The following is a 25,183-nucleotide window of genomic DNA, read 5'->3' on the forward strand; positions in this document are numbered from 1 at the left end:
CGAACGACGAAACCTAGCGAGCCCCTGCGAGGAATAGCCCCTCTCCTGCAGTGAGGGGCCTGACGATTATTAGGTAAAGAGATTTTCCGATGCCCTTTTCCCAGAGGCTTCGCCATTTGCCCTGAATGGCATCTATTTAATCAACCGACAGCGGTGCAACAAACAGGCTGGCCTGGAAGGCGAACGGCTCGTCGGTGCGATAGAGGGCCGCATTTACCGTTACTTCCAGCCGCTTACGAATGCGCTGGTTCACATTTTTCAGTTCAAAGTCGGAGACGGCAACATCAACCCGGGCACGAGCGAGGCGTGGCTCATAGTCGCGGATGGCTTCCTCGACGGAATGCTGCACGTTGTCTTTCCAGCGCATGGTAGTCATGGCTTCAAAATCCTGCTCCCACACTTGGCAGCCAAAATCTGGCTCGAAGCGCGACTCGCCGAAATAAGTGGTTAGTATCAGGTACAGGTGCTGCGCAATGGACTCCTGTACTGAGCAGCGTGGCAGCTGCCGGCGCTCCAAAATCCCTTCTAAATCGAGCGGCAGCTGGTAGTAAGAAGCACTCATGCGAGGAAAAATTTAAGAAGAAAATAAGCCGGCCACACGCCGGCTCTCAGCGCGAAAGTCGGGCTTTTTTCGGGTTTTGCCTACGCTTAGCGGTCGGGTTTCGTTGCAGGGCACGGAGGCTTGCTCACTGCTGGGTTCGGCCATTTATTTTTTAGCGTCGTACTTTTAAACGTGCCACGGCCCGTTGTGGGTAGTGGTTTCCATCACCTTTCCACCCTGCTACTATGTCGTTTAGCGCTGCGCTCATTATTGATGGTAAAAGCTACACCGTCCGCCATTTCAACTGGGGCGTGCAGCAAAACACCGATGTGGTAGGTCGCCCCGATGCCCGAGTACAAGGCGGCCGGTTAGAGGTTGAGCTCGATTCGGAGCCCGACGAAACCATCCACCACTGGGCACTTGATGACACCAAAAAGATGAGCGGTGAGTTGGTGGTATTTGCCGCCGACAACCGCTACTCCCGCCGCAAAACCATCACCTTCGAGGATGCCTACTGCGTGGGGCTTAACAAGTTATTTGATGGCTCGGCCTCTGACCAGGGCATGACCATGACGCTCACACTCTCGGCTAATAAGATGAGCAGCGGCGAAGTGACCCTCGACAATAAGTGGCCCGCCTAATGCTTATTCGCCCTCCGCATGTCCTCCTTCCGCTGCATCCTCTCCCTCGCCGACCAGGATTTTCCTGTCGTACTGTGTACATACGAGTTCGAGCAAGCCACCACGGAGCGCGGCCGGACTACGGCCAAAGTGCGTAGTGGCCTCATCACGCTGCACTTAGATGTGCCCAACAGTGACGAGCTGTTTGCTTGGGCCAATGACCCGCAGAAAAAGCGCAGTGGGTCCGTCATATTCTTCGAAACCAACCGTCCCATCGTGCGCGAGAAGCTAGCGTTTGAAGACGCTTTTTGCGTGTCGTACGACGAAGTATTTCAGTCCGGAGCCGAGCCAGTGGGCGCCTATCGGTGCATTCTGCAAATCTCGGCTACCAAGCTGATGCTGAATGCCGCCGAAAAAGACAGCGCCTGGGCCCAGTCGCGCTAGCGCTTTTCAGTGTTCAGCCGGGCCGTGGGCGAGTCTGCAATGGCAAATGGCTTCAATTTGCCCAGGGGCATCGAAATTTCCCGGGTGTCGCAGGCCCGGCCAATCTGCGCATCTCCCAAGAGGAGATGATAGGAATCGGGCCCGATGACGAAATTGTCCCAGGTCATGTTATCAGGCTCCAACTGGCAGTCGGAACTGCTATCCAGCACCGGCTGTATCGTATTGAGTAAAGCTGCTTTAAAGGCCGCGTTTTGCTGAAAAACATCGCCGGGCGTTAGCTTGCGGCCAGCGCGCAGGTCATAGGTCAGGCCGGTGGCCCAGGTGATGGGGCGCGGCCCAATGCCATCCTGGGTGATGTTGAATGCGATGCTGACCATTCCCAGCTGGAGCAGATAGGACCGGAAGCTGACCTGCAGAGCCGTCGGAATTTTGTCGTGGCGGTTTTCCCGCGCCGTGGTTTCTATTTCTTTCACCAAGCCAGTGGCAAAGCTTTTGGCTTCGCGATTGAATGCGGCAATGCCAACCGTATCGGTAGGTGCGGTGCCGGGCCGCGACCGCAGCCGTGGGTAGCTCACCTGCACGGTCAGATTAGCTGCTTTTTTTGGACTAATTACAATGGGCTCAACGGAATAGTCAGCTCCTGGCTCGGTGGCCGTAACTCGCTGGCTGGTGGCTGGCGTAGTAGTGCTGCGGCCTACAGACTGCTTCACGGGCGTATCGCAGGCGGCGGCGGTGCTGCTAAGCAGGGCCAGCAAAAGGCTGGTTTTGATGGGCTGAAGAGAGCTAAAAACGAAAGACATAATGGAAGAAAGCGGTTTCGGCATCAGCCCTGGCCAGGAATGATGAAGCAGGAAATGACGTGCCTAGGCGGCCAGTCTATTGCGGCTTTTTCTTGAACTCCTCGTAATACTTCTGAATGTTGGCGGCGTAGTTCGGGTTAATTTTCTTCCAGTACTTGCCATTATAGTACATGGCTACGGTTTCCCACTTGTGGTCTTTGAGGGCTTGCACGAGCTTGCCCCCTCCTTTCTTGCGAAGAAACGCCACAAAGAAAGCCAACTGCTGCTTCTCAGAAGCACGCATGGCGGCTTCCATTTCCTGCGGCGTTTTGTAGAGGTCGCGGTAGTTCTCGCCCATAATCTGGAAGCGTCCCCACGAGGCTGACTGTAGCGCCGCCGACTCGTCGAGGGCGCGGGCGCGAGTCAGCTTGCCGTACTGAATGGATTCTTTGCCGTAGCCGCCCTGCTTGGGGTTCACAATGTCGGGGTTGGCTTTGGCCAGGGCTTTGGCATCGAGGCCATCTGCCTTCAGGTGGGAATACATCTTGTGGCGCTCAAACAAAATTTTGGGCTGGCCATCCTTGAAGAAGCCGCCACCGTGCGACTCTTGCCGGGCAATGGCCATCATTACTTCGGGCTCAATGCCCAAATCTTTTGCTGCATCCACCAAATCTTGTTGCGTGATGCCTTCCTGGGTGGCCGGGGCCTTCCATTGCCAGTAAGAAAATTTAGTGCGGCGGTCGCACACCAATACCTGGCCGGCACCAAAGTCATAGTAGTCAATTTGGGTGCCGCCGCGTCCCGATTTGTCATAAAGCGCCACATTAGCGTTTTCGAAATGAGGCGGCTTGCGCACACCGAACCCGCTGCCGCCCTTCACGCCCTGCAATAAGCTGAACGGATTGACAGTCAATAAACTGGATTGGTATTGCGAAACCCAACTGAAGGGGTAAATGCTCCAGGAGCTGAACTGGCTGGCGAGCTGGCGCACGACTTCGGACTTGGCGAAGGGATTTTTCAGAAACACGAAGTACTCCATAGGCGTAAGGCTTTGTGTCCGTTCGGCTAAATGCCTCCGGCGAACGTTCTTGCAATGCAAGGTGGTTATTTTGGGCCGCACCTTTTTAGGGCCGGCGCCACCGCTTGTTTGTCCAGTATACGAAACCAACCCGCTGCTAGGGCATAACTTCGGGCCTGGTTGCCGCTAAATTACGCTAACTTCACTCCCATGGCGCGTCAAGTAAAGTTGCTCATTCAGCCCAAGGACAATCCCACGCTGTTGTCGGAATACAACTACGTCCGGATTTTTCAGGATATTCATACGCATCACTCCTTCGAGATAAGCGTACCCTTCGACTACCTCGAAGGGCGCCAAGCGGGGTTTATGCAGAAAACCCACAGTGCCCTCGTGGGCAAGCCCATCGTCTTTTCCATCACTCCGGACCAGGCTGGTGTAGGCGCTAAATTCGCCTTCACTGGTTTTGTGACGGATATTGTGGTGGGCAGCGACAACGACTACACCGGTAGTTTCCTCATCAAAGGCTATAGTCCCGGCTGCCTGCTCACCGACGGCGTGCAAAAGCGCACTTTCATCAAGCAAACGCTGAGTGCTATCGTCGACCAGGTGCTCCAGCCCTATCGCGCCAACTTGGTGCCCCGGGCCAAGAACCTGAAGAGCAAAGCCGCGCTGCCCTATGTGGTGCAGTACGATGAAAGCAACTTTGACTTTCTGAACCGCTTGATGGCAGAGTGCCATGAGTGGTTTTTCTATGACGGCACCACCCTACAGTTTGGCCTGCCCAGCCAGCAGGACACCCAGCAACTCGAAATGAACCGCAGCTGGAGCAGCTTCCAGTTGGAAGCCGCCATCCGGCCCGGCAAAGTGTCGCTGCACACTTACGACCCCGTGCAACACCAGCGTTGGGATGGCAAGAATCCAGCCAGCACCAATGGCATCAGCAGCAACCAGTTTGCGCAGTTTGCTGAGCAGACGGGTAACGATATTTTCGCCCAGCCTTCTTATGCCCGTACGCCACTGCCAGTGCAAAGCCGCACCGAAGTAACGGACGCCGCCACCAACCAGGGCGCGGCGCTGGCAGCAGGCTCCCTCCTGTTCCGGGGCCGTAGCGAAAACCCCGATTTGCGCCTTGGCACCATCATCGACGCCACAGCTGAAGGCTTGGGCAGCGACAACTTGAACGTAGAGAATCTGGGCAAGTACCGCATTATCAGTTTGAGCCACGACGTGGATTACACTGGTAACTATACCAATAACTTCACGGCTGTGCTGCACTCGCTAGAGCTGCCGCCTGCCAATCCCCACGCCCGCCCCCAGCCCGGCCTGCCCGAGTTGGCGGAAGTTATTGACGTAGCCGACCCCGACAACCTCGGCCGCATGCGGGTGCGCTACTACTGGCCCGTGCAAAAGCCTGCCGATGCCGAAACGCCTTGGCTGCGCGTGCTCACGCCTTATGCCGGCGATGGCAAAGGCCAGATGTTCACGCCTGAAGTAGGCTCACAGGTGCTGATGCATTACGAGCATCACCGCGCCGAGCAGGGCATGGTGATGGGTAACATGTTCCACGCCCAAAACAAGCAGGGCGCGAAGTACACCACGCCGCAAAACCGTTTGAAAGGCATGCAAACGGCGGGCGGCAATAAATTCGTGATGACGGACACGAAGGATGACCAGAAAATCCTGATTTCCAACTCGAACAACAAGGGCACGGCCGTGGAAGTAGGCTTTAAGGGCGACGGCAGTATTAGTATCAAGACCAATGGCCCCATCAGCCTCACAGCCGGTGGTAACATAACGCTAACAGCTAAAAAGGACATTATTCTGACGGCTGAAAACGTGACCATTGATGCCAAGAAGAAAATCACCAAAAAGGCTAAAGAGATTGAGATGACTGGCACCGACAAGGTGGACATGACTGGTAAAGCCACGACGATTAAGGCTGGTGATACCATGAAAATTGCTGCCAGCTCCTCTCTGGACGTGAATGGCGGCAGCAATGCCAGCATTAGTTCGGGCAAAACCAAAATTCATTAACGTCGCCTATGTCGTTGCCACTGGCCCTGGCCCCGTTAGAGGCCTCCCGTACGTACCAGCTGACTACCACTTCGTTTGTGCGCATGAACGAGGCAGAGGAGCAAAACATCTACCACACCACCGCCCGCCAGACGCTGTTGGAGCGCAAGCCCAACAATACCTATCGGCTGGCACTGGAGGTGCTCAGCTTCAAGGCCGAGAATCCAACGTTCTTCAATAACCTTGCTACCGACCTTAACCAAGTCAGCAATTCGCTGATTATCCAGACCGATGTGTACGGCCGCCTGGAGCGTATTGAAAACAAGGACGAAATGCTGCAAACCTGGCAGCGCCTTAAGTCCGAAATCGTAGAAAAATATCAGAAGCAATGTCCTCCTGCCTTTTTTGAGGCTTTTGAGCGGAACCTACGGCTGGAAAACGTTTTCGAGAAAACCTTGCGCAACAAGGGCTTGCATGGGCTACTACTGGCTGGCCTGTATGGCTACGGCTACGTGCCAGACGCTCCCGTAAAGGGCACCCGGGTACTGGAGCAATTCATTAATAACATTGATTTACCCCTGCGCACGACTACAACCATTGCCCCCACGCCAAATCCAACCCAACTGAGCATTGCGGTTGAAGGCTCGCTCCACCAGTCGGCTTTGCGCGAAGACGACCTGCGCCGGCTCTTCCGGACGATGGCCGACAACCCGGTGTTGAAAGTGAGCCTGACTGCTACCAGCCAGGAGCGCTACGACTTGGATGCTGCTACGGGCTGGGTACGGCAAGCTGAGCAGCGCTTGCAAGCTGAAGTACCAGGCATCTACCAAAATGCCGTTCACCACCGGCTCGAAACTGTGGTGTAAATTTCGTTAGAAGCGTGGCAGCTTTGGCGGCGCTTTTGTTAACCTGTACCTCCTTCCTTCCAACACGATGGCTACTGGCGACAAGTATGTAATGAACGGCGTATGGCTCACCTGCGACAAGGGCGTAACGCCCTCACGCTTTAATGTGACGCCTAAGCCCGTGCAGCTCTACGACGAGCATTTTGCTAACGAGCTCGACAAGATTCCGCTCGTCAACATCATGCCTTTTGGGGTTTGTAGCGTTACCCGCACGCCCTGCATGCCCGTACCGGTTATGTGGGAGCGGGTGATGGACGACGGCTTGACGGTGCTCGGCGCGCGCCCCTTGGTCGACACCAGCAAGTGCCGGTGTGGGGTGGGCGGGCAAATTGCTATTCACTTCACCAAGGCTGGGGCCACGGCTGCCGTGGAGCTCGACCAAAAGCTGGATAAGGTGGATGAAATAGCCGATGCTGCTGAAACAGCCTCCCAATGGGCTTTTTTTGGTGGTATTGCGCTTGCAGTGGGCGGGGCCATTCTTTGTGCCACGGGGGTGGGCGCCCCACTCGGGGCAGCCATGATTGCCGGCGGCGGCGAACTGATTACGGCTAGTACGGTCCTAGCTTCGGCGGCTGCCATTACCAAAGGCGTGACCAAATTCGCCCGCGACCCAAGCAAAGAAGCCGGACTTTCCATTGTAGGGGAAGTACTTACCGACTTGGCGGTGAACTACGTCATGAACAAGCTGGGCGGCGCGGTAGTCAAGCGGTTAGGAAAATTGGCACAGAAGGCAATGAATAAGCTCGGCATCTCCGAGCGAGCGAGCAAGCTGGCCAACCGCATACTTTGCACAGTGACGGGCCACCCAGTCGATGTCATCAGCGGCTACCTCTATACTGAAGCCATTGATTTTGAATTTCCGGGCCCCATCCCGCTGCGCTGGGAGCGGCTCTGGAACTCCACCTCGATTCACGCCGGGCCGCTGGGCCACGGCTGGCACCACAGCTACGACCTGGCTCTGGTAGTAGAAGCCGACCAGCAGTTGGTCGCCGTGCGCGGCGCCGACGGCCGGGGCCTCGCCTTCGAACTGCCCGCCCTAGGCGCGCGCAGCTTCAACCGGCTCGAAAAAATGAGCCTGTTGCGCGACGAGCGCGGTTACGGCATGCTCGACCACGGGCAGGGCCTGACCTACCGCTTCGGCCCCGCCCGTCCCGATGGCGTGCAGCCGCTGGCGGCCGTGGAAAACGCCAACGGCTTTGCTATTGCCTTCGCCTACGACGAGCCGGGCTACTTGACGGGCATCGTCGACAGCGCCGGGCGGCAGTTCCAGGTGCGTTGTGATGCACAGGGACGGCTGCTGAGCATTGCCACGGCCCACCCCACCGAGCCCCGGCAAACCGTGACGCTGGTGGCCTATGCCTACAATGACCATAGCGAACTGACGCACGTGACCGATGCGCTGGGCCAAGCCGCTACCTACCAGTACCAGGAGCAATTACTGGTGCAGGAAACGTTCAAGAACGGGCTGAGCTTCTACTTCGAATACGCCGGCAGCGGCCCCGAGGCCCGGTGCATGCACACCTGGGGCGACGAGGGCATTTACGACCACACCCTGGCCTACGACCTGGAGGCCAAGCGCACGGTGGTGACCAACTCGCTGGGCTATGCCACCACCTACCAGGGCAACGAGAATGGGCTCGTGGTGGAAATGTGGGATGCCCGCGGTGGGGTCACACTTACAGAGTACAGCGAGTTCAACGACCTGCTCAGCCAGACCGACCCGCTGGGTCAGACCACCAGTCATGAGTACGACGAGCGCGGTAACTGCTTGGTCACAGCGATGCCCGATGGCGCACGGGTCCAGTACGCGTACAACCCGGCCGGCCACCTGCTGGCCTTGACCGATGCGGTGGGTGGACAGTGGCAGTGGACGTATGACGAAGCTGGCAATCTAACCAAGCAGACCAACCCCACAGGCAATACGGAGGAGTACAGCTACGCTGATGGACTGCTTTATCAGAGCGTGAACCCAAGCAAGCATACGACTACTTTTACCTACGACACCACGTATAATGTAGCAGAAATGCTAACCAATGATGGGCAGAAGAGCCGCTGGCTTTACGACGGTTGGGGCCGGATGCGTAAGAGTGTCGATGCCCGGAGCAATGTACAGTGGCGTGAGTATGATTTGCTTAGCCGTGTAGTGACGGTTCATGAGCCCGATGGCGACGTACGTCGCTTCACTTATGATGCTGCTGATAATGTAACGCGCACCCAAGACCGGCATTCGCAGGTGCAGTACGCCTACCGCGGTATGAGTCGCATGATTCGGCGCGTTGAGGCGGGCACTAACGTTGAGTTCTTATACGATACGGAAGAGCAATTACGAGCTGTTGTCAATGAGCACGGCCTGAGCTACCGCTTTGAGTTGGACGGCGAGGGCGACGTTATTACGGAGGCGGGCTTCGATGGCCTGACCCGGCGTTACCAACGCGACGTGAGCGGGCGGGTAGTGGAGTTGGAGTTGCCCTCGGGCCAGCGCACGCGCTACGGCTACGACCCGGCCGGGCGCGTTACAGAGGTGCAGTACGGCGATGGCAGTACTGAAGCTTACACTTATCGCGCTGATGGGGCGATGTTAAGTGCTGCTAACAACACCGTGGCCGTGACGTTTGCACGCAATGTAGCTGGCCAAGTACTAGAGGAGAGGCTAGGAAAGCATAGTGTTTCGAGTGTGTATGATACGCAAGGTAACCGTACAACCCTTACTTCCTCACTCGGGGCAGATGTACATTTTAGCCGCAATGGACAAGGAGAGGTGACACAAATGAAGGCAGGTGTGTGGCAGGCCTTATTTGAACGCGACGCACAAGGCCTGGAACTGCACCGTACTCTAAGTGGCGGGGTACATGCCCGCTGGCAGCGCGATACGCTAGGTCGCCCCATCGAGCAACGTATTAGCATTGGTTTAGGCCAAGTTGCTAAGCGCATTCGCCATTATGACTGGCAGGCAGGAGGACGAATTAGTCAGATTCAAGACAGTCAGAATGGCCTGACGCGCTTTGAGCACGACGCTTTAGGTAATCTGGCCGCTACTACGTTCAGTGACGAAACGCGCGAATTGCGTGTGCCTGACGCAGTAGGCAACCTCTTTACTACGAGTGACCGTCGTGACCGCCGCTATGGCCCTGCCGGACAGCTGTTAGAAGCGCATGGCACACGATATGAGTATGACACAGCAGGCAATTTGATTCGCAAAATCTCACGAAACGGGCAGTTGTGGCAATATTCCTGGAACGCAGCTGGACACTTAACTGAAGTCGGGCGACCCGATGGAAAAGTCGTACGCTTTGACTATGATGCACTTGGCCGACGTGTACGCAAAAGCTATAAAGACCACGTTACGCATTGGGTTTGGGATGGCGATAAGCTACTACACGAGTGGACAGAACTGGAAATAAGTTCTGGTGCTGATAGCGCTGATAATTTAGCCACATGGCTATTTGAGGAAAGCAGCTACGCTCCACTAGCTAAACTATCTCATTCAACCGCCCATAGCATTGTGGTCGACCATTTAGGCACTCCACTGCAGATGTATGCTGCCAACGGTGAGGAAGTGTGGAAGGCAGAATTAAATAGTTACGGCTTAATTCGCAGCCCGCATAAAAGCAATTCAGAAGAATGCCCCTTTCGCTATCAGGGGCAATATGAGGATGTAGAAACCGGGCTTTATTATAACCGCTTTCGTTATTACGACCCTGAAATTGGTCAGTATATCAGTCAAGACCCCATTGGCATGGCTGGTGGCGACAGATTTTACGGGTATGTATACGACCCAAGTACCTGGGTTGATGTATTAGGCCTGACGAAAGCACCTGCCAGCTTGCCTAATAAGCCCGGTATCTATATTCTTACCAACGGAAGGGATTCTTATGTTGGCAGCGCTGGCATCGGTAACCAAGGAATGAGCCAAAGAATATCATCTACTGGACACGTTAAGGCACAAGAGCTTTTGGATACACCCGGCACTAAAGTCCAGTATGTTAAAGTTGATATGGGCTCTGCCACTACGTCTAGTGACCGAAATAATATTCTCCGGTATTATGAGAAGCGAGAATATGAGAAGCAAGCAGCAAAAGGGTTCAATATGACTAACGATGCTGGCATTCAATCTTCCCGAAAAGCTAAGCATGCAGAAAAACTAATTGCCAAACACGGCGTCACCGCTTCGAAAAGAAGAACTACTTGCAAACCCTAATGAAAGAGGCACTCATTTCAACAAAGCGGGCCCACTATATGCCCTTGGGCCTCAATCAATACTGTATAGGAAACAAATCGGAGTGCAACCATTTTGAAGAAGATGGTGCAATTATACTCCCCTGGGGCAGCAGCCCTGATGCGAATTTATATAGTAAAATTGAAGCTTTAAGGCTATTGCCTACCGCCATTCAGGTAAAGAATAGTTTAGTTCCTGAGTTTATTCGGGCGCTACCAAATTTGTTATTTCTGGAACTGCCACTGCCTATGGTGCTGAACTTGCAGGCTAGTTCTTTGCCAGCACAGCTCAAGACTTTGATGGTCAGCAATAAGCCAGGTTATATTGATAACTTAAAAGCACAGCGAACCACCTTACAGTGGCCTCCGGTTAGTCTTCCTAATCTCAAGGGTTTATGGTTTTTTAATGCTTTCAACGCTACTGAACTAACTACACTACTTGGTATTTCTGCACAAGCTCTCCCTAGCCTCGAATATCTAGAGTGCTTAAATGATAAACATGATGCGATTATTACAGAAATCAAACACCTCAAAGGCTTGAAATTTTTGCATATAGGAAATATAAATAACTCAGATACTTTTTCGAATTTGGCTGGTTCTCTGGAGAGTCTTTCCATTATTGGCACCAAGCCAAAATTCGACCTATTTCAAATCAGTGAGCTGAAAAAGATTAAATATCTATGGATAAACACTATAAAATCCGAATTGAATTGCGAGGTTTTCACAATGCTTCCTGAATTACAGGAAATCAATATTCTAAATTCAAAAAAGATTATTAATATCGAGTCACTGTTAAAATGCAATGCATTGAAAAGCGTGTATTTCCTAGACTGCAATAAACCTTTTAAAAATGTAAAAGAACTTTTTAATCCTGAAAAATACGATAGATTTAATATAAAGTACTCATAAATCATTAATTGCAAAGTCAATGATTTATGGGTGTTTCAAGCCTTGCGGATTTACAATAATATTTTAATATAATAATTATAATAAGAAAAATCTTTACTTCTTCCCTCTACCGCCACAGGCCGGCGGTGCAGGAAACGTTCAAGAACGGGCTGAGCTTCTACTTCGAATACGCCGGCAGCGGCCCCGAGGCCCGGTGCGTGCACACCCGGGGCGAGGAGGGCATTTACGACCACACCCTGGTCTACGACCTGGAGGCCAAGCGCACGGTGGTGACCAACTCGCTGGGCTATGCCACCACCTACCAAGGCAACGAGAACGGCCTCGTGGTGGAGGTGCACGATGCCCGAGGGAGTGTGACCCTGACGGACTATAACGAGTATAATGAGTTGGTTAGCGAGGTTAACGCGCTGGGTAATACAACGGCTAGGAGTACGACGAGCTTGGCAATTGCTTGCGCACAACTATGCCCGATGGGACTATACTACAACGCGAGTATGATGCCCAGGACAGAATGGATTACCGTTTTGCCCACCTTAAGGAACTGGTATACATCGAATCATTAGGCAGAAGCGATGCGCAACCTATTGCCGAAGTTCAGCGGACCATTCAGGATACTATTGAGCTATTGGCTCAGGGTTGAATAGTAAATTGAGATACAAAATAGCCACTTAGCGCACTGACAGAGGGCGTGGTACAGCCAAGGGAAACGAGCATACTGCAAGCAGTTGCCGTTACAACCGCCTCCGCTATGGGGCTACCTTAGGCGGCCTGCTATCGGTGTACCGGCTATTTCACTAGTATTTTTGGAGTGTGCGCACGTTCGAATACCTCAGCAAGGAGCCACGCTTCGTCACAGTTGATACCAACTGTCTGCTGACACACAAGCTTGCCGATGGCCAAAGCTTTCCCCCATCCTACCTTGATTTTGCTACGCAACTGGGCTGGGGCAGGCTATGTGGCTTGCTCCTGGTTTATGTACCGCTAGGCCAATATCCTGACTCCTGGCTAATACAAAGCCCTAAAATCAGGCAATACATGGATGACTTCTACAAGGAAATGGAGTATGATGCCTTGTTCCTAGAACCGGATGGATACGAGGGCATCGAGCAGTATTTACTGCCATTTGCCATGAGCGAGAATGGCGAGTATCTGGCGTGGGATACCAGTCGTCGGGATGATGCTGGGGAGTTTCCGATTTACGTACTGGCTGCTCGCTTGGGAGGCATACGCTACGGAGCAAAAGATTTGTATGAATTTATCGAAAAGTGTACCGATGAAGCAGCCGTAAAAACGATGTTCGGTACTGGATACAGCGCATTGCCCCCGACTTTTGAGTCACTACCACTCACCTAGGGGATTTGAGATTGATGTAATTATGCCTAAGATAAGATTGGCCAGGTTTTAATATATAAGTTTTATCAACCAATTTTCACAGGAAATGGGTGTAATTACTTTACCCCTCTTGCGTTTTATCACCTTAAAATCGGAGCAATGACCAGCTACAATGTAATGACAAAAATCCATGTCTGGATTGGCTATAGTCTCAAAAGCTCAGATGAGTTCTACGAGTATTTTAGCATCGACGAAGCAGATAAAGAAGCCGGAATTGGTGCTAGTCAATTTGATAAAGACTTACATATGCACTGGTATGATGACGACCTAATAGGCATCTACTTTAGTGAAGTTAACAATAGCTTAGATACAGCTCTTGATGAAATTGCGACGTCTCCAGCTACGATTGACGATATTCGTGCTAAATGCTCCGAGCTTGGCATTACCGAAGCGAATGCAATGTTTTATTACATGAATTCCGAATTAGAAGTATCCGATAATTCAAAAAAGTATAACGGCTTAACTTATTTGGGCATTTTCGATAACGATTAAGCAGCCCAAGCTGCAGACGGTAGTTTCACACCATCCACGTAACAGCAGTCTTGTATAATCCTTCAGCAGATAGCCATATTAAATATTTTTATTTCTCGCTACAGCTATTCTGCTAATCCCCGAAACGACTCTATATGAGGCTTATTCAAATTCAGCGGGGGCACATCAAAATTGAGGCATGCAACCGTACCATCACCATTGACGGTGAAGGCTTTATCAGGCCCGATGACCAGAGGGTGCCCAGCCCGAATTACGTGGACTATGTGATTTACACAGATACACTCACGCACTGGGACAAACCTTGGGAGCACGAGCCACTACCGGTTGACGTACAAAGCGCGATTGTGATTTTTCTCAAAGAGCATTTCGAGCAGCGAGGAATGCGCCTTGCAATAGAGTAGTCTGTCGGATAGCCCCAGTGGGGAGGCACATCAATAGCATGAAAGAAGAAGGCCAAAGCCCCAGCGGGACGGCCCAATCTGTTGAAGGGGCCGCTCCGCTGGGGCTTTGGCAATTTTTCAGTTGTTCTTTCTACCTATAGTCCTCCTGACGGGTTCTTTGGCTACTCCTACAAAATCGTTGTTTTGGTTGACGGATAACTTAGAATAGCCCAAAGAAGCGTGCCGGGTGACCTAGCTCCAAGTTGATGGGTTCCAGGGTTTTCTCGATGCTGGCTTTTAGGTCGTCGGTAGCGGGGTCTTGCAGAATTTGGATGAATGCCGTGCGGGACTGCTCAAGCAATTGCTTGCGCTCCTTGCTGCGTGCTTTGTGGTCGAGGGCACGCTGGCGTAGGCAGTCGGCTTCGGCAAAAGCTACCTGGTCCGTGAGCAGCGCTATCTGGGCGCGGCCGCCACTGCTAGGAGGTGTTTGCGCTTGGCCCCCACCACCTCCTCCCCCACCCGATGGCATAGGCATGGGTCGGTTCAGGCTGGCTTGCAGCATGATAATTTGCTGTTTGGCCTGGGCCAACTCGGCAGCCATGCGCTCGACGCTTCTGGTATCGTCGCCGTTTTTGGCCAACTGCTGGCGGAGCACGTCAATAGTGCCGCGGTTAGAACGGAACAGGTCAAAGTCGCGCAGGACACTACGGGCCATCAAGCGGTGAGCCGGAATCTGCATCTGGGCCGAATCGTTGCGCAGCTGACTCAGATTTACGGCAATGGAATTGAGATAATCCTGGTTGCTTGTGGCCAGTTTGCCAAGTACAAGGTCGTTGTTTTCGACCCGCAGACGCTGGTCTATGACATCAATGCGCTGCAAGTGCTGGGTCAGGGTATCGAAGCGCGTAATCAGGCGGGCCTGTTCTTCGTGGGTACGGTCGAGCTCTTTCTTCAGGCGGGCATTTTCGTCGGCAATGCTCCGGTTTGAGAACAGATAATACGATGCCCCTACCGGAATGAGCAGCGCCAACAGGTATAGCAACGTAAACTGCCACAAGCGGGTGCGGCGTTCGGGTTGGTTGAGGGGTTTCATGCGAACGGAAAGATGATGGCGGGCAGCGACTTAGGTGGTGAAAGGATTCCAGCGAACGGGGCCATTGCCCTGGGGCTCCGGGCCGGGCACCGACAGCGGCTTGGCGGCCACCGGGTTTTCATTGATGAAGGACTGCCAGCCTTCTTTGTTTTTGCCAATGTATTCCAGCTGGCTAAGCTGCCGGAAAATAGCGCCTATCAACTGCCAGAGCTGCTGCTGCTGGCGCAGGTGCTCGTGCACCTGATGATGGTTGTAGGTGAGTGTAACAGCATTTTGCAAAGCGCCCAACAGCGTAGCTGGCAGCGTTTCCGACCATTGTTCGAAATATTTTAGCAGCTCTTCGCGCTCGCCTTCGGTCAGGCTATCGAGTGAGGTTTTCACTTGCTTTGCTATCCGTAGCAGCGCATCGAGCAGGTAGATGGGTGGCTGCGTGGCGGCCATCAGGCGCAGGGTGGTGAGCTGCTGCGCTAGGGCAAAGACAGTACGCTCGGACAATTCGCGCACCATATCGGCCAAGGGGCTGCGCTTGTCGGTGCGCAGTTTCACCTTATGAATGATTTTGAATGCATCGGTTTCCAGTTCCGTCAACTGAAAATCGAGCTGATGCAGGGCCTGTAGCAACGACGAATGGCTAGCCAGGGCCGTACTGGGTGGAATGAACTGCGTCACGGGTCGCAATTCTCCATCAGCATACAGCAACTCGCCCACTACCAGCGTGAATGCTCCACTGGCTGCACTGCCCAGTTGCTGGGTGGGCACGAAGCTCAACTCGTAGGCCGGGCGGGTGTAGGGATAACGCGGTGGCACATCCTCGGGCGCGGGGGTACCAGTAGGCACACGCTCAAATGGATTGGCGGTGAGCACCACGCTAAAGCGCAGGCCCTCGGTGGCCGACAGGTTGAAAGCGGTGAGAAGCTGGGCTAGGCTGCTGCGGGCCGAAAGCGGCGCACTACTGGCCGTGATTTCGATGCGGACCCCGCCCGCCGTAATGGCACGGCACTGGGTGAGGCGGGCCTGAACCTCGTTTTGGGCGTCTACGCTCAGCAGTAGCTCAAATGAGGCGGGGCTGCCCAACTCGTTGGTAGCGGGCAGCAAGCCGTAGCTATCCGGACGCAGGTGCAGGGCCGTGGCGTCGCGGAGATGGTCGGTCGTAAAACGCTCGGTTTCGGCGAAGTGGCGGCGGGAGATTTTCATCCCGTCTACCCAGTTCACGGGGTAGTAGGTAATTTCAGGAATCATAGCCGGGAAAGAGAAGCGAAAGTAAACGAAAAAAGCCGGCGTGGTTCACTACGGGTTTATTCGGTGGTGCTGTGGGCAGGTACGCGTTGCGCTACAATGATGCTGCCCTGCCGCAGGAAGTTGTCCTGAAAGGTGTAGTCAGGGTCATAATAGTGTCGGCTGCGCCACCACGGACGCTTGGCATAAAACAGCCAGCCAAAAGACTGTCCTTGGTTATCAACGTATTGCAACGCCTGGTCGGGCTTAAGCTGATTGTAGTCGGACAGGAAGATGGCGAACAGGTCGCTCAGGCGCATCTGGTGGGGGGCCTTCGAAGAAAAATCGTGATACAGGGACTCGCCATAGCGCCTCGTCATCCAAAAATGAATAACCATAAAGTTGTTCAGGTCCATGCGCGACAGGTCGGGGCTAGCGGCCAGCGGATTGTAATGCCACAGCTTGTACTGCTTATAAGGAATGGCCTGCCACGCCTGGTACGACTCCCAAAAGAAATATGGCAGCATAAACGGAATGACGGCCGTGGCAAAACCCGCAGGAGGCAGCTGGTTTTTAGCCCAGGGTACCCAGTGCAGTGCCAGAATTGCGCACGCCCCAATAATTGCCGTACCAAATAAAATAAGTACGCTTTGCCAGCGGCTGTTTGCATCATACCACTTCAGCCACTTGGGCAGTTGCGCGGCATACAGCCAGCCTAGCAGCAGAATGGCCAGCTGCAGCAGTGCCAGCGTGGGCGGGAATGCCCATGGACTGCGCACGGCCGCCAGGCCCAGCAGCCCAAATACAAGGACTGTACACAGCACATAAAGAAAGCTGCTAATGAATACTTTACTATTCTGCACCCGCGAGCTGGCGTTGGATAAGGTGCTGGAAGCGGCCGAACGGGCCTGAGAAGTAGGATTTGGAAGCATTAGGGAACGAACAATCGGGTGGGTGGTTGGGCCTGGGCCTCCCCTACCCCGGTTATGAGCAGCCGAACAATGTACGCAAAATTTCAAGTCAGGGTCACCTCTTTACCCAGGCATTGGCCCAACCTCAGCCAAATGGCTGGCGTAAATCAGCTGGAAGCATGTTACTTTGAGCGTCTTCTATTTTCTTAGTTCCTACCCGTGACCGAAACTATTTCTGTTCATCATCTGCTGGCGCGCCTGCGCCGCCAGCCCTTTGATTTGCGCCTCGAAGTTATCATGGCCGAATTACTGGCCTATGGTTACGCGTTTGATGATTTCCTGGTACGGCCCGTAGGCCTGTTTGCCCGCCGCTACCGCCGCGACCTGGGCACGGTGAGCGACGAGCCGTTTGAGCGTGGCAGCCTCCCCGTAGTGCGCACCGTGCTGGAGCTGCACCGCGAAGGCATGTACGATGCGCTGCCCCAGCAGGTGTTCCACCAACCCGGCATAACCACGCACGACCCCAGCTCCGGCGTACGGGCTATGGTGGAAGACATCCGGCTGCAGCGCCGCAAAGAGAAAGCGACCCGATTGTTCTTCCTGCCGTTCGAACAGGAATTCTTTCGGATGCGCGTCCGCATTGAGCAGGAAGAGCGGCGCTACTTCACCAACCTTTCCGCCCACTGGTACAACGAGGCGCTGGCCCGCTTCTGGGGCATTGCTGACTGCGGCCTGCCACCCGGCCCACTCACCAACCTGCTGTACCTGCTGCCCCTGGCGCATAGCATCACCGGCGACTTGCCCCGCACCCAACTCTATTTTGAGAGCGTGCTGGGCCGACATGTGCAGCTGCGAACTATAGAGCCGCAACTACATGCTCTGCCCACGGCTACGGTTGCTCAGCCCAATAGCAGCGGCACGCTGGGCAACCTGGCCCTGGGCCGCGACCTCGTGCTGGGGGGGGACTACCAGGAAACCCTGCCGGCCCTCGAAATCAGTCTGCACGGTCTCTCTGTAGCCGATTTGGAAGCCTATCTGGCCGGTGAGTGGCCTGCCAAAGCGCTGGCCCTGCTCTGCGAGTACTTCGTACCCTTCGAAACCGACGTTGTGGTGCGCTACGAAATGGCCACGGTGGAACCGTCTTTCTACTTAGGCGAGGGCGAGGATGCGCCGGTGCTGGGCTTTACCACCGCCGGAATCTGAGGCCATCAACTACCAGACGGCGCGGGGCTGCCTCTTTGCATGTCCGCGCCGTTTGGTTGATTTCTTTCAACGCCAAGATGCAATGATGCACCATCTATACTGCCGGGGGATTTCGAAACAGCTTCCTTGCCTAAATCTGAAGTAGCTGCACCGGCGTAAATGGACGCATTGCTCAATAGACAAGTATCGTCCATCCTGGTTTGGCTGACTTTGACTCTTCCGTTGCTATTCTGCTTTTCACCCGCTCGGCGAGGCAGGACGCTGCGCGCAAGAAGCTGGTAAGCAGCAAAGGCCATGGCGCGAATGTAGCCGTAGTAGCCCGGCTTATCGACCATGCTGCTACTACCGCGCAGCAGGCCGGGGTTGATTTCCTGTTGATTGAATCTGCCCGGCAAACGGGTGTCACCTTTGGCGAACGGCTGAGCGAGGCCATGCAAAAGGCCTTTGCCAGTGGGTATGAGCGGCTGCTGGTTATCGGCAACGACTGTCCGCAGCTGGATGTACTACTGCTGCGCCGGGCGCTGGCGGCGCTGGCGGAGGGCGGCGCGGTGCTGGGGCCTACTACCGACGGTGGGGTATACCTGCTAGGTGTAGCCCAAACGCACTTCGATGCCAGTACCTGGGCCGCTCTGCCGTGGCAAACGGCCACGCTGGGCCAGTCGCTGGCCGCTCACCTGGAAACCGCCGGAGCTGCTGTGCAAGCCCTGCCACGCTTAGCAGACGTGGACAATGAGCAGGACTTAGCCCAAGCACTTCGGCTACCGCTGAGCAATTCGCTGCTGCGGGTGCTGCGATGGCTGCGGCGGTCCATTGTTACGCCCCTTGTATGGCATTCGGATAGGCTGCCGCAGCCCGCCTTTGCGGCAGCCTACCCACATCGGGGACCACCAGACCACTAAAATTCCGGCGTTTACCACTCCAGCATCGAACTTCCCCATCTGCGGAAAGCTCGATGCCGGGGTGCGCTTCTACATCTTGAATTTTAGTGGTTACCCATGAAAAAAAACTCCTCACTTCTTACGCTTTTATTGCTGTTTTTTATCCCGTTACATCGGGCTTTTGCGCAGGTAGACCTAGTAGTTTCGGTGCTGGATAACGGCAGCCATAAGCCCGTGGCCGGCCTGCCCGTGCACCTCGACAATGCTGCCGTGGGCCTAAGCACAGAACTCAGCACCGATGCGCAGGGCAAGGTGCGCTTTCGAGGCCTGAGCACCGCCGGCGCCTACGCGGTGAGCACAGCGGTGAGCGACAAGTACCAGGCTGTGCGCGAAACCGGCCTCGTGCTCCGCGCCAACTCCAACCCCAGCGTGACGCTGAACTTGCCCTTGGTGAGTAACCAGACGCTGGCCGGCGTGACGGTGCGAGCCCCCAACAACGCCACCACCATAAACACCCAGAACGCGGAGGTATCGTCGGAACTGTCGGCCCGCGAGTTGCGCGAGATTCCGATTGAGGCCCGCGACATTACCCGCGCCCTCTACCGCCTGCCCAACGTGACGCAGGCCACCGGCTTTTTTACCGAAGCGCCCAACGTGAGCATCAACGGCGCCAACGGCCTTTACACCAATTATTTAATTGACGGGCTCGACAACAACGAGAACTTCCTTGGGGGCTCGCGCTTCGCTATTCCAGTCGGCTTTTCTCAGAATGTGAGCGTGCTCACCAACAACTTCTCCACGGAGTTCGGCAACTCGGCCAACGGCATCGTGAACGTGACCACAAAGTCGGGCTCCAACGACCTGACCGCCGAAGTATTTTACCTAACGCGACCCGGCCCGGGCATCGACGGCAAGACGGATTTTGCCCAGCGCGACCTGTCCGGAAACCAAGTGAAAAGTGGCTTCCAGCGCCAGCAGTTCGGCTTTGGCGTGGGCGGCGCACTGGTGAAGGACAAGACGTTCTTCTACGTGAATGCGGAGCAGACCTTCGATTTCAAGGACAACGTGCTGACCTCGCCCGAGCTGAGCATTAACGCCACCGTGCGCGGCCAGAACAAGTTCACCTACCTCTCGGGCAAGCTCGACCAGCGTTGGACGGAGCGGTTTCGCTCGTCGCTGCGGGCCAACGTGGGCATCGTGAACATCGAGCGCCAGGGCGGCGGCCTCGACGGCGGCCTGGCCTTCCCCTCGACGGGCAACAAGCAGGACCGCAACTCCCTCAACATTGCCACCCAAAACGTGTACGTGGGCCAGAATTTCACTTCTGAAACCGACGTGCAGTACGCCCGCTTCCGCTGGAACTACGCCCGCGCCCTCAACCCCAACAGCCCCGACGTGACCGTGACTGGCCCGGGCGACGAGGTTGTTGCCGTACTGGGCCACCCCGGCTACCTCTTCGATTCGCACCAGAGCACCTGGCAGGCCCAGCAAAAATTTACGCTGCTCAAGGGCCGCAACACCTTCAAGGGCGGCTTCGGCATCATCAGCACCGAGCACCTGCTGTATGGCGGTGGCAACCCCAACGGCAGCTACACGGTGAAGCTAAACCAAGCCACGCTGGCCGCTTTGGCTGCCCGCAACCTGGGTGCAGGCCTGAGCATCAACGACATCAAACCCGATTCTGTGAAGGCCTACAATGTGGAGTTGCGCCCCGCCGCCTACGGCACCACCCAAAACCTCTACAACGTGTACCTCGAAGACCAAGTGGCCATAACCGACCGCCTGAACGTAACCCTGGGCCTGCGCTACGACTACGACAACCTCTCGCAGGGCGGGGCCGCGCACGGCGACCGCAACAACATCGCGCCCCGCGCCAACTTCAACCTACGCCTGAGTGAGCGCAGCAGCCTGCGCGGCGGCTACGGCATTTTTTACGATAAAATCCTGTATACCGTGTACAGCGACGCCATTGGCCAGAACACCAACTCGGCTGACTACAAAACCCAGCTCCGCGAGCTGGTGCGCGTGGGCGCGCTGCCGGCCAATACCGACGTGGACCGCATCACCTACGATGGAAACCAAGGGGCCAGCCTCACGAGCGGCGTCATGTACCTCAACGGGCCATCGGCGGCCAGCCTACAAGGGCAGCGGGCCACGGTGTTCGGTGGTGAGCGCCGCATCCTAAACCCGGACGGTTTCCAGAACCCGTACTCGCACCAGTCTACGCTGGGCTACCAGTACCAAGTGAACCAGAAAACACTGTTTTATGTGGATTTGATGTACAACCGGTCGTATGATTTGTTCCGCTTGCGCAACGTCAACGCGGTGTCGTCTTACCAGCAAAACGACCCCAACAGCGTGGTGGTGCGCAGCACCACCCTAGCCGATGCTACCCGCCCGGTGCCCATCATGACGGATGCCACGGGCTCCTACGCCATCATCAACGGGCAGCGCGTGAACGGCGTGGCCCGTAGCGTGGTCGAAACCGAGTCGGCGGGCCGCTCGCGCTACATGGCCGCCAGCTTCAACGTGCAGAAAGACGCTGCCGAGGACAAGTACGGCTACCGAGTGTCCTACACGCTCTCGAACCTAAAAAACGACACCGAAGACGTGAACTTCCGTGCCGCCGATGCCAACAACTACGGTCCCGAATTTGCCAATTCCATCAACGACCGCACGCACGTTATCAATGCCATTGGCAGCTATTACCCCGTTCGCAGCCTGCGCTTTACGCTGGCGGCGCTATTGCAAAGCGGCCAGCCCATCAACCGTGTGGCGGGGGCCTACCGCGTGGGCACCACCAACGTATTTACCAACGACCTGAACGGCGACGGCAGCTCCTTCAGCTCCGCCTACCTCGGCAACGCCGACCGCTACCCCGGCGAAGGCCGCAACTCCGACCGCCTGCCTTGGTCGAAAACGTTTGACGTGGGCGCGCAGTACACGCTGCACTTCGGCGAGAAAACCAGCCGCCTGGAGCTGACGGCCGACGTATTCAACGTGCTCAACACCCAGAACCTGAGCGGTTATTCTAACAACGCCACGCAGAGCAACCAGATTCAGGTAGGCCCGGCGGGCTCGGGCATCGTACGGCGTAACGCCAGTGCGCCGCGGCAGTTCCAGTTTGGGCTGCGCTACGCGTTGTAGTTGAATGAAGGAAGAATGTCATACGATAGAACGTCATGCCGAGCGTAGCTGAGGCATCACGTTCTTTGAGTCCTGAAAATGAAAAAAGCACTCCTTGTTTTGCTCCCTACCACCCTGCTCGTAGGCTGCGGCACCCATGAGCAGCGCACGCCTCAGCAGATACTAGCCCAGCCCTGGCCGCAAATTGAAGCAAAGGGCAAAGGCCAGCCGGTGAGCATGATGATGTGGCAGGGCGACCCGCTTATCAACCGCTACATGAACACCTACGTGAAGCCCGAGGTGAAGCGGCGCTACGGCATCGACCTGCAGCTTGCGGCCGGCCAGGGCGCGGGCCTGGTGCAGACCCTGGCCGCCGAGCAGCAAGCCAACCAACCGAGCGAGGCCGACCTGCTCTGGATTAACGGCGAGACGTTTTATCAGCTGCGGCAGGTGGAAGCGCTGCTGGGCCCCTTCGTGGCAAAGCTGCCCAATGCTTCGCTGCTGGACTTGCAAAACCCGTTTATCAACACCGATTTTCAGCAGCCGGTGGCGGGCATGGAGTGCCCCTGGGGCAATGTGCAGTTTACGTTTATTTACGATTCGGCCCGGGTGGCCAGGCCACCAAAGTCGTTTGCCGAGCTGCCAGCTTTCGTGAAAGCCCACCCCGGACAGTTCACCATCCCAAACGAGTTTACGGGCATGACCCTGCTCAAATCCTGGATGATAGCCTTATCGGGTGACCCGAAGCTGTTTCAGGGAAAGTTCGATGCCGCTGTGTATAAAAAGTGGTCGGGGGCACTGTGGCGGCAGGTAAATGCGAGCAAGCCCTACTTCTGGAAGCAGGGCCAAACATTTCCCGAGCAACTGGCGCCACTGCACCAACTGTTTGCCAACGGCGAGGTGGCTTTCACCTTCTCCAACAACGACGCCGAGGTTGATAACAAAGTCAACCAGAAGGTATTTCCGGCCACGGCCCGCGCCTACGTGCCCGCGCCTGGCACCATCCAGAACTCGCACTACCTGGGCATTGTGCGGCACGCGCAACACCCCGAGGCGGCCATGCTGGTGGTCAACTTCCTCATCTCGCCCGAGGCACAGCTAAAAAAGATGGACCCCAACGTGTGGGGTGACCACACCGTGCTCAACCTCAAGGCCCTGCCAGCCGCGCAGCGCCAGAAGTTCGAGCAACTGCCCTCCCGCCGCTACGCTCCCCGGCGCGAAGCCATTCAGGGCCTGGCCCTGCCCGAGCCCGACCCGGAATACATGACGCGCCTGTTCAAGGATTTCCGCACATATGTCATCGAAGGCACGCCCGTTCCGGCTTCCTAGTCCGCTGCTCAGTCTGTACGGGCTGCTGGTAGTGGGCCTGCCATTAGCCGGACTGGGCTATGCCCTGCTGGGCAGTGTGGGGCTGGTGGGCCCCTTGGCAACTGGCTTCACCGGCCGCTATTGGCAGGCGTTGGGGGCCGATACGGGGCTGCTCTACGCGGCGCTTTACAGCGGGTGGGTGGCGCTGGCCTCGGTGGGCATTGCTACCGGGCTGGCATTGCTGCTGGTGCTACGTGCGCAGCCCACTCTACGGCGCTGGCCGCTGCCGGGCCTGCTCTACGTGCCGCTGCTGATGCCCGCGCTGGTGGTTGGATTCTACCTGTTTCAACTGCTAAGCCGGGCGGGGTGGTTGTCGCGCATCAGCTTTCAGCTGGGGCTTATTCCGCGCCTCGAATCCTTCCCGGAGCTGGTACAGGATGGGGCAGGGCTCGGCATCATCCTGGGACATGTGCTGCTCACGTTTCCGTTGCTGACGTTGCTATTTTTGGCTATTTATCAGGAAACCCGGCTCGATGAATACCGGCAGCTCACGCTCACGTTGGGCGCCAGCTTGAAGCAGTTTCGGCAACGGGTGGCCGTGCCGGTGCTGCTGCGTCGGGCGGCGCCCACGCTGCTGCTCAGCTTCATTGCCACGCTGGGCGCCTACGATATTCCCCTGCTGCTGGGCCGCCCCTACCCGCAGATGCTGAGCGTGTACATTGCCAACCGCCTGCAACGCTTCGACCTGCGCGAGCTGCCAGCTGCCTACCTGGCGGGTTTCCTGGTGGCAGCGGCCTTGCTGGGACTGATTGTTTTGCTGCTGCGCTTAACTCGTCGCCATGCGCTCTGATTTTGCTTCGCCCGGTATCTCACCCCCTGACCCCCTCTCCAAAAAAGAGGGAGCACCGGTTCGTGAGAGCGATTCCGAACCGCGCAAATCCGGTGCCCCCTCTTTTTTGGAGAGGGGGTCAGGGGGCCGCGCCGTATTCCTTGCTGCCGCGCTAATCCTGCTTTTCGGGCTGCCTTTCGTGCTGCTCGGGCTGCTGGCGGTGGGCGAAAATTGGCGATTTCCGCAAGCGATGCCGCCGGCTTACTCCCTAGATGCAGTGCGCAGCCTGCTGGCGGCTGACAATGACTTGCTGCTGGGCTTGGGCCGCAGCTTGCTGCTGGCCGGCACGGTGGCTGTGGTAGCTACGGCGGGCGGTTTTGCTCTGGCGCGGGCTATGGCACAGAGCCGGTCGACAGCGCGTTGGGAAGCAGCCAGCTACCTGCCATATGCGCTGCCGCCGGTGCTATTGGCCGTGCTTATTCAGCCCTTTATTATTCGGCTGCATCTGTCGGGCTCGGTGGGTGGTGTGTTGGTTGGGCTGTTGCTAGTGGCGCTGCCGTTTGCCACGCTGCTAATGCGCAGCTTTTGGTCGGCGCAAACCACCGAGTATGAGCACCTGGCCCGCACGCTGGGCTGCACGCCTGGGCAGGCGTTGCGGCAGGTGCTGCTGCCACTGGCCTGGCCGCTGCTGCGCACCGCACTGGTGCAGACTTTTTTGCTCGCCTGGTTCGATTTTGGGCTGACCAATGTGCTTAGCGTGGGCAAGGTGCGAACGCTCACGGTACAGGTGTTCACGTATATAGGCGAGGCCAACGCGCCGCTGGCCGCCGTGGCTTCGCTGCTGCTGCTGTTACCGCCCGTCGTCCTTCTGCTGGTTAATAAATCTGCCCTGCTGCGCAAGCCGTAAGCTGG

22 protein-coding genes are annotated in these 25,183 nt (G+C 56.1%); 16 read left to right on the forward strand and 6 right to left on the reverse strand.

Going from position 1 to position 25,183, the window contains the following annotated elements; translation table 11 throughout:
• Positions 1–136 precede the first annotated feature (136 nt).
• On the reverse strand, positions 137–562 hold the full coding sequence (locus J4E00_RS28385) for a GPW/gp25 family protein (RefSeq protein ID WP_208178743.1): 426 nt from the start codon (positions 560–562) through the stop codon (positions 137–139).
• Between the two features lie 224 nt (positions 563–786).
• On the opposite strand from J4E00_RS28385, the gene tssD (J4E00_RS28390) reads away from it, so the two are divergent.
• Entirely contained in the window at positions 787–1,182 is a 396-nt protein-coding gene (gene tssD / locus J4E00_RS28390; RefSeq protein ID WP_208178744.1) for a type VI secretion system tube protein TssD, read from the forward strand.
• A gap of 18 nt (positions 1,183–1,200) precedes the next feature.
• The gene (gene tssD / locus J4E00_RS28395; RefSeq protein ID WP_208178745.1) at positions 1,201–1,605 is read left to right on the forward strand and encodes a type VI secretion system tube protein TssD; all 405 of its coding nucleotides are present in this window, start codon (positions 1,201–1,203) and stop codon (positions 1,603–1,605) included.
• On the opposite strand, the gene J4E00_RS28400 is transcribed toward tssD (J4E00_RS28395), so the two are convergent.
• Positions 1,602–2,405: a hypothetical protein gene (locus J4E00_RS28400; RefSeq protein WP_208178746.1), complete on the reverse strand. Its 804-nt coding sequence runs from the start codon at positions 2,403–2,405 to the stop codon at positions 1,602–1,604. The genes tssD (J4E00_RS28395) and J4E00_RS28400 overlap by 4 nt on opposite strands.
• A 76-nt stretch (positions 2,406–2,481) precedes the next feature.
• On the reverse strand, positions 2,482–3,423 hold the full coding sequence (locus tag J4E00_RS28405; RefSeq protein ID WP_208178747.1) for an N-acetylmuramidase family protein: 942 nt from the start codon (positions 3,421–3,423) through the stop codon (positions 2,482–2,484).
• 189 nt (positions 3,424–3,612) lie between these two features.
• Between J4E00_RS28405 and J4E00_RS28410 the strand changes: the two genes are divergently transcribed.
• The 8 genes from J4E00_RS28410 (at position 3,613) to J4E00_RS30375 (ending at position 13,729) form a co-directional block, all read left to right on the forward strand.
• Complete coding sequence (locus tag J4E00_RS28410; RefSeq protein WP_208178748.1) at positions 3,613–5,436, forward strand: type VI secretion system Vgr family protein; 1,824 nt, start codon at positions 3,613–3,615, stop codon at positions 5,434–5,436.
• Positions 5,437–5,444: 8 nt separating this feature from the next.
• Positions 5,445–6,281: a hypothetical protein gene (locus tag J4E00_RS28415; protein ID WP_208178749.1), complete on the forward strand. Its 837-nt coding sequence runs from the start codon at positions 5,445–5,447 to the stop codon at positions 6,279–6,281.
• A 67-nt stretch (positions 6,282–6,348) separates the two neighbouring features.
• Entirely contained in the window at positions 6,349–10,518 is a 4,170-nt protein-coding gene (locus J4E00_RS28420) for a DUF6531 domain-containing protein (protein WP_208178750.1), read from the forward strand.
• Complete coding sequence (locus J4E00_RS28425; protein WP_208178751.1) at positions 10,518–11,444, forward strand: hypothetical protein; 927 nt, start codon at positions 10,518–10,520, stop codon at positions 11,442–11,444. Before J4E00_RS28420 ends, J4E00_RS28425 begins: the two co-directional genes overlap by 1 nt.
• A 125-nt stretch (positions 11,445–11,569) precedes the next feature.
• Positions 11,570–12,007: a hypothetical protein gene (locus tag J4E00_RS30160; protein ID WP_208178752.1), complete on the forward strand. Its 438-nt coding sequence runs from the start codon at positions 11,570–11,572 to the stop codon at positions 12,005–12,007.
• A 247-nt stretch (positions 12,008–12,254) separates the two neighbouring features.
• Positions 12,255–12,797: an SMI1/KNR4 family protein gene (locus J4E00_RS28435; RefSeq protein WP_208178753.1), complete on the forward strand. Its 543-nt coding sequence runs from the start codon at positions 12,255–12,257 to the stop codon at positions 12,795–12,797.
• Between the two features lie 138 nt (positions 12,798–12,935).
• Positions 12,936–13,328, forward strand: coding sequence for an immunity 22 family protein (locus J4E00_RS28440; RefSeq protein ID WP_208178754.1), 393 nt, complete (start codon positions 12,936–12,938; stop codon positions 13,326–13,328).
• Positions 13,329–13,462: 134 nt separating this feature from the next.
• Positions 13,463–13,729, forward strand: coding sequence for an Imm74 family immunity protein (locus J4E00_RS30375; RefSeq protein WP_208178755.1), 267 nt, complete (start codon positions 13,463–13,465; stop codon positions 13,727–13,729).
• A 199-nt stretch (positions 13,730–13,928) separates the two neighbouring features.
• Here the strand turns inward: J4E00_RS30375 and J4E00_RS28450 are convergent, their stop codons facing one another.
• The 3 genes from J4E00_RS28450 to J4E00_RS28460 are packed head-to-tail and all read right to left on the reverse strand — an operon-like array spanning position 13,929 to position 16,948.
• Positions 13,929–14,801: a hypothetical protein gene (locus tag J4E00_RS28450; RefSeq protein WP_208178756.1), complete on the reverse strand. Its 873-nt coding sequence runs from the start codon at positions 14,799–14,801 to the stop codon at positions 13,929–13,931.
• Between the two features lie 30 nt (positions 14,802–14,831).
• On the reverse strand, positions 14,832–16,040 hold the full coding sequence (locus J4E00_RS28455; protein WP_208178757.1) for a hypothetical protein: 1,209 nt from the start codon (positions 16,038–16,040) through the stop codon (positions 14,832–14,834).
• A 56-nt stretch (positions 16,041–16,096) separates the two neighbouring features.
• Positions 16,097–16,948 carry a TssN family type VI secretion system protein gene (locus tag J4E00_RS28460; RefSeq protein WP_208178758.1) on the reverse strand — a complete coding sequence of 284 codons (852 nt, stop codon included), beginning with the start codon at positions 16,946–16,948 and terminating at the stop codon, positions 16,097–16,099.
• A 198-nt stretch (positions 16,949–17,146) separates the two neighbouring features.
• On the opposite strand from J4E00_RS28460, the gene J4E00_RS28465 reads away from it, so the two are divergent.
• From J4E00_RS28465 to J4E00_RS28490, 6 genes are all read left to right on the forward strand, one after another.
• The gene (locus J4E00_RS28465; protein ID WP_208178759.1) at positions 17,147–18,130 is read left to right on the forward strand and encodes a type VI secretion system baseplate subunit TssG; all 984 of its coding nucleotides are present in this window, start codon (positions 17,147–17,149) and stop codon (positions 18,128–18,130) included.
• A gap of 200 nt (positions 18,131–18,330) precedes the next feature.
• Positions 18,331–19,029, forward strand: a complete 699-nt coding sequence (locus tag J4E00_RS28470) for a DUF2064 domain-containing protein (protein WP_208178760.1) — start codon at positions 18,331–18,333, stop codon at positions 19,027–19,029.
• Between the two features lie 96 nt (positions 19,030–19,125).
• Entirely contained in the window at positions 19,126–22,155 is a 3,030-nt protein-coding gene (locus tag J4E00_RS28475) for a TonB-dependent receptor (protein WP_208178761.1), read from the forward strand.
• Positions 22,156–22,233: 78 nt separating this feature from the next.
• Complete coding sequence (locus J4E00_RS28480) at positions 22,234–23,463, forward strand: ABC transporter substrate-binding protein (protein ID WP_208178762.1); 1,230 nt, start codon at positions 22,234–22,236, stop codon at positions 23,461–23,463.
• Positions 23,429–24,292, forward strand: a complete 864-nt coding sequence (locus tag J4E00_RS28485) for an ABC transporter permease subunit (protein ID WP_208178763.1) — start codon at positions 23,429–23,431, stop codon at positions 24,290–24,292. Before J4E00_RS28480 ends, J4E00_RS28485 begins: the two co-directional genes overlap by 35 nt.
• A complete protein-coding gene (locus tag J4E00_RS28490) occupies positions 24,282–25,178 on the forward strand; it encodes an ABC transporter permease (RefSeq protein ID WP_208178764.1) in 897 nt (298 codons plus the stop codon). Before J4E00_RS28485 ends, J4E00_RS28490 begins: the two co-directional genes overlap by 11 nt.
• Positions 25,179–25,183: the final 5 nt, after the last annotated feature.

This window comes from Hymenobacter negativus, from assembly GCF_017571495.1.
GTDB classification, from domain to species: Bacteria; Bacteroidota; Bacteroidia; order Cytophagales; family Hymenobacteraceae; genus Hymenobacter; species Hymenobacter negativus.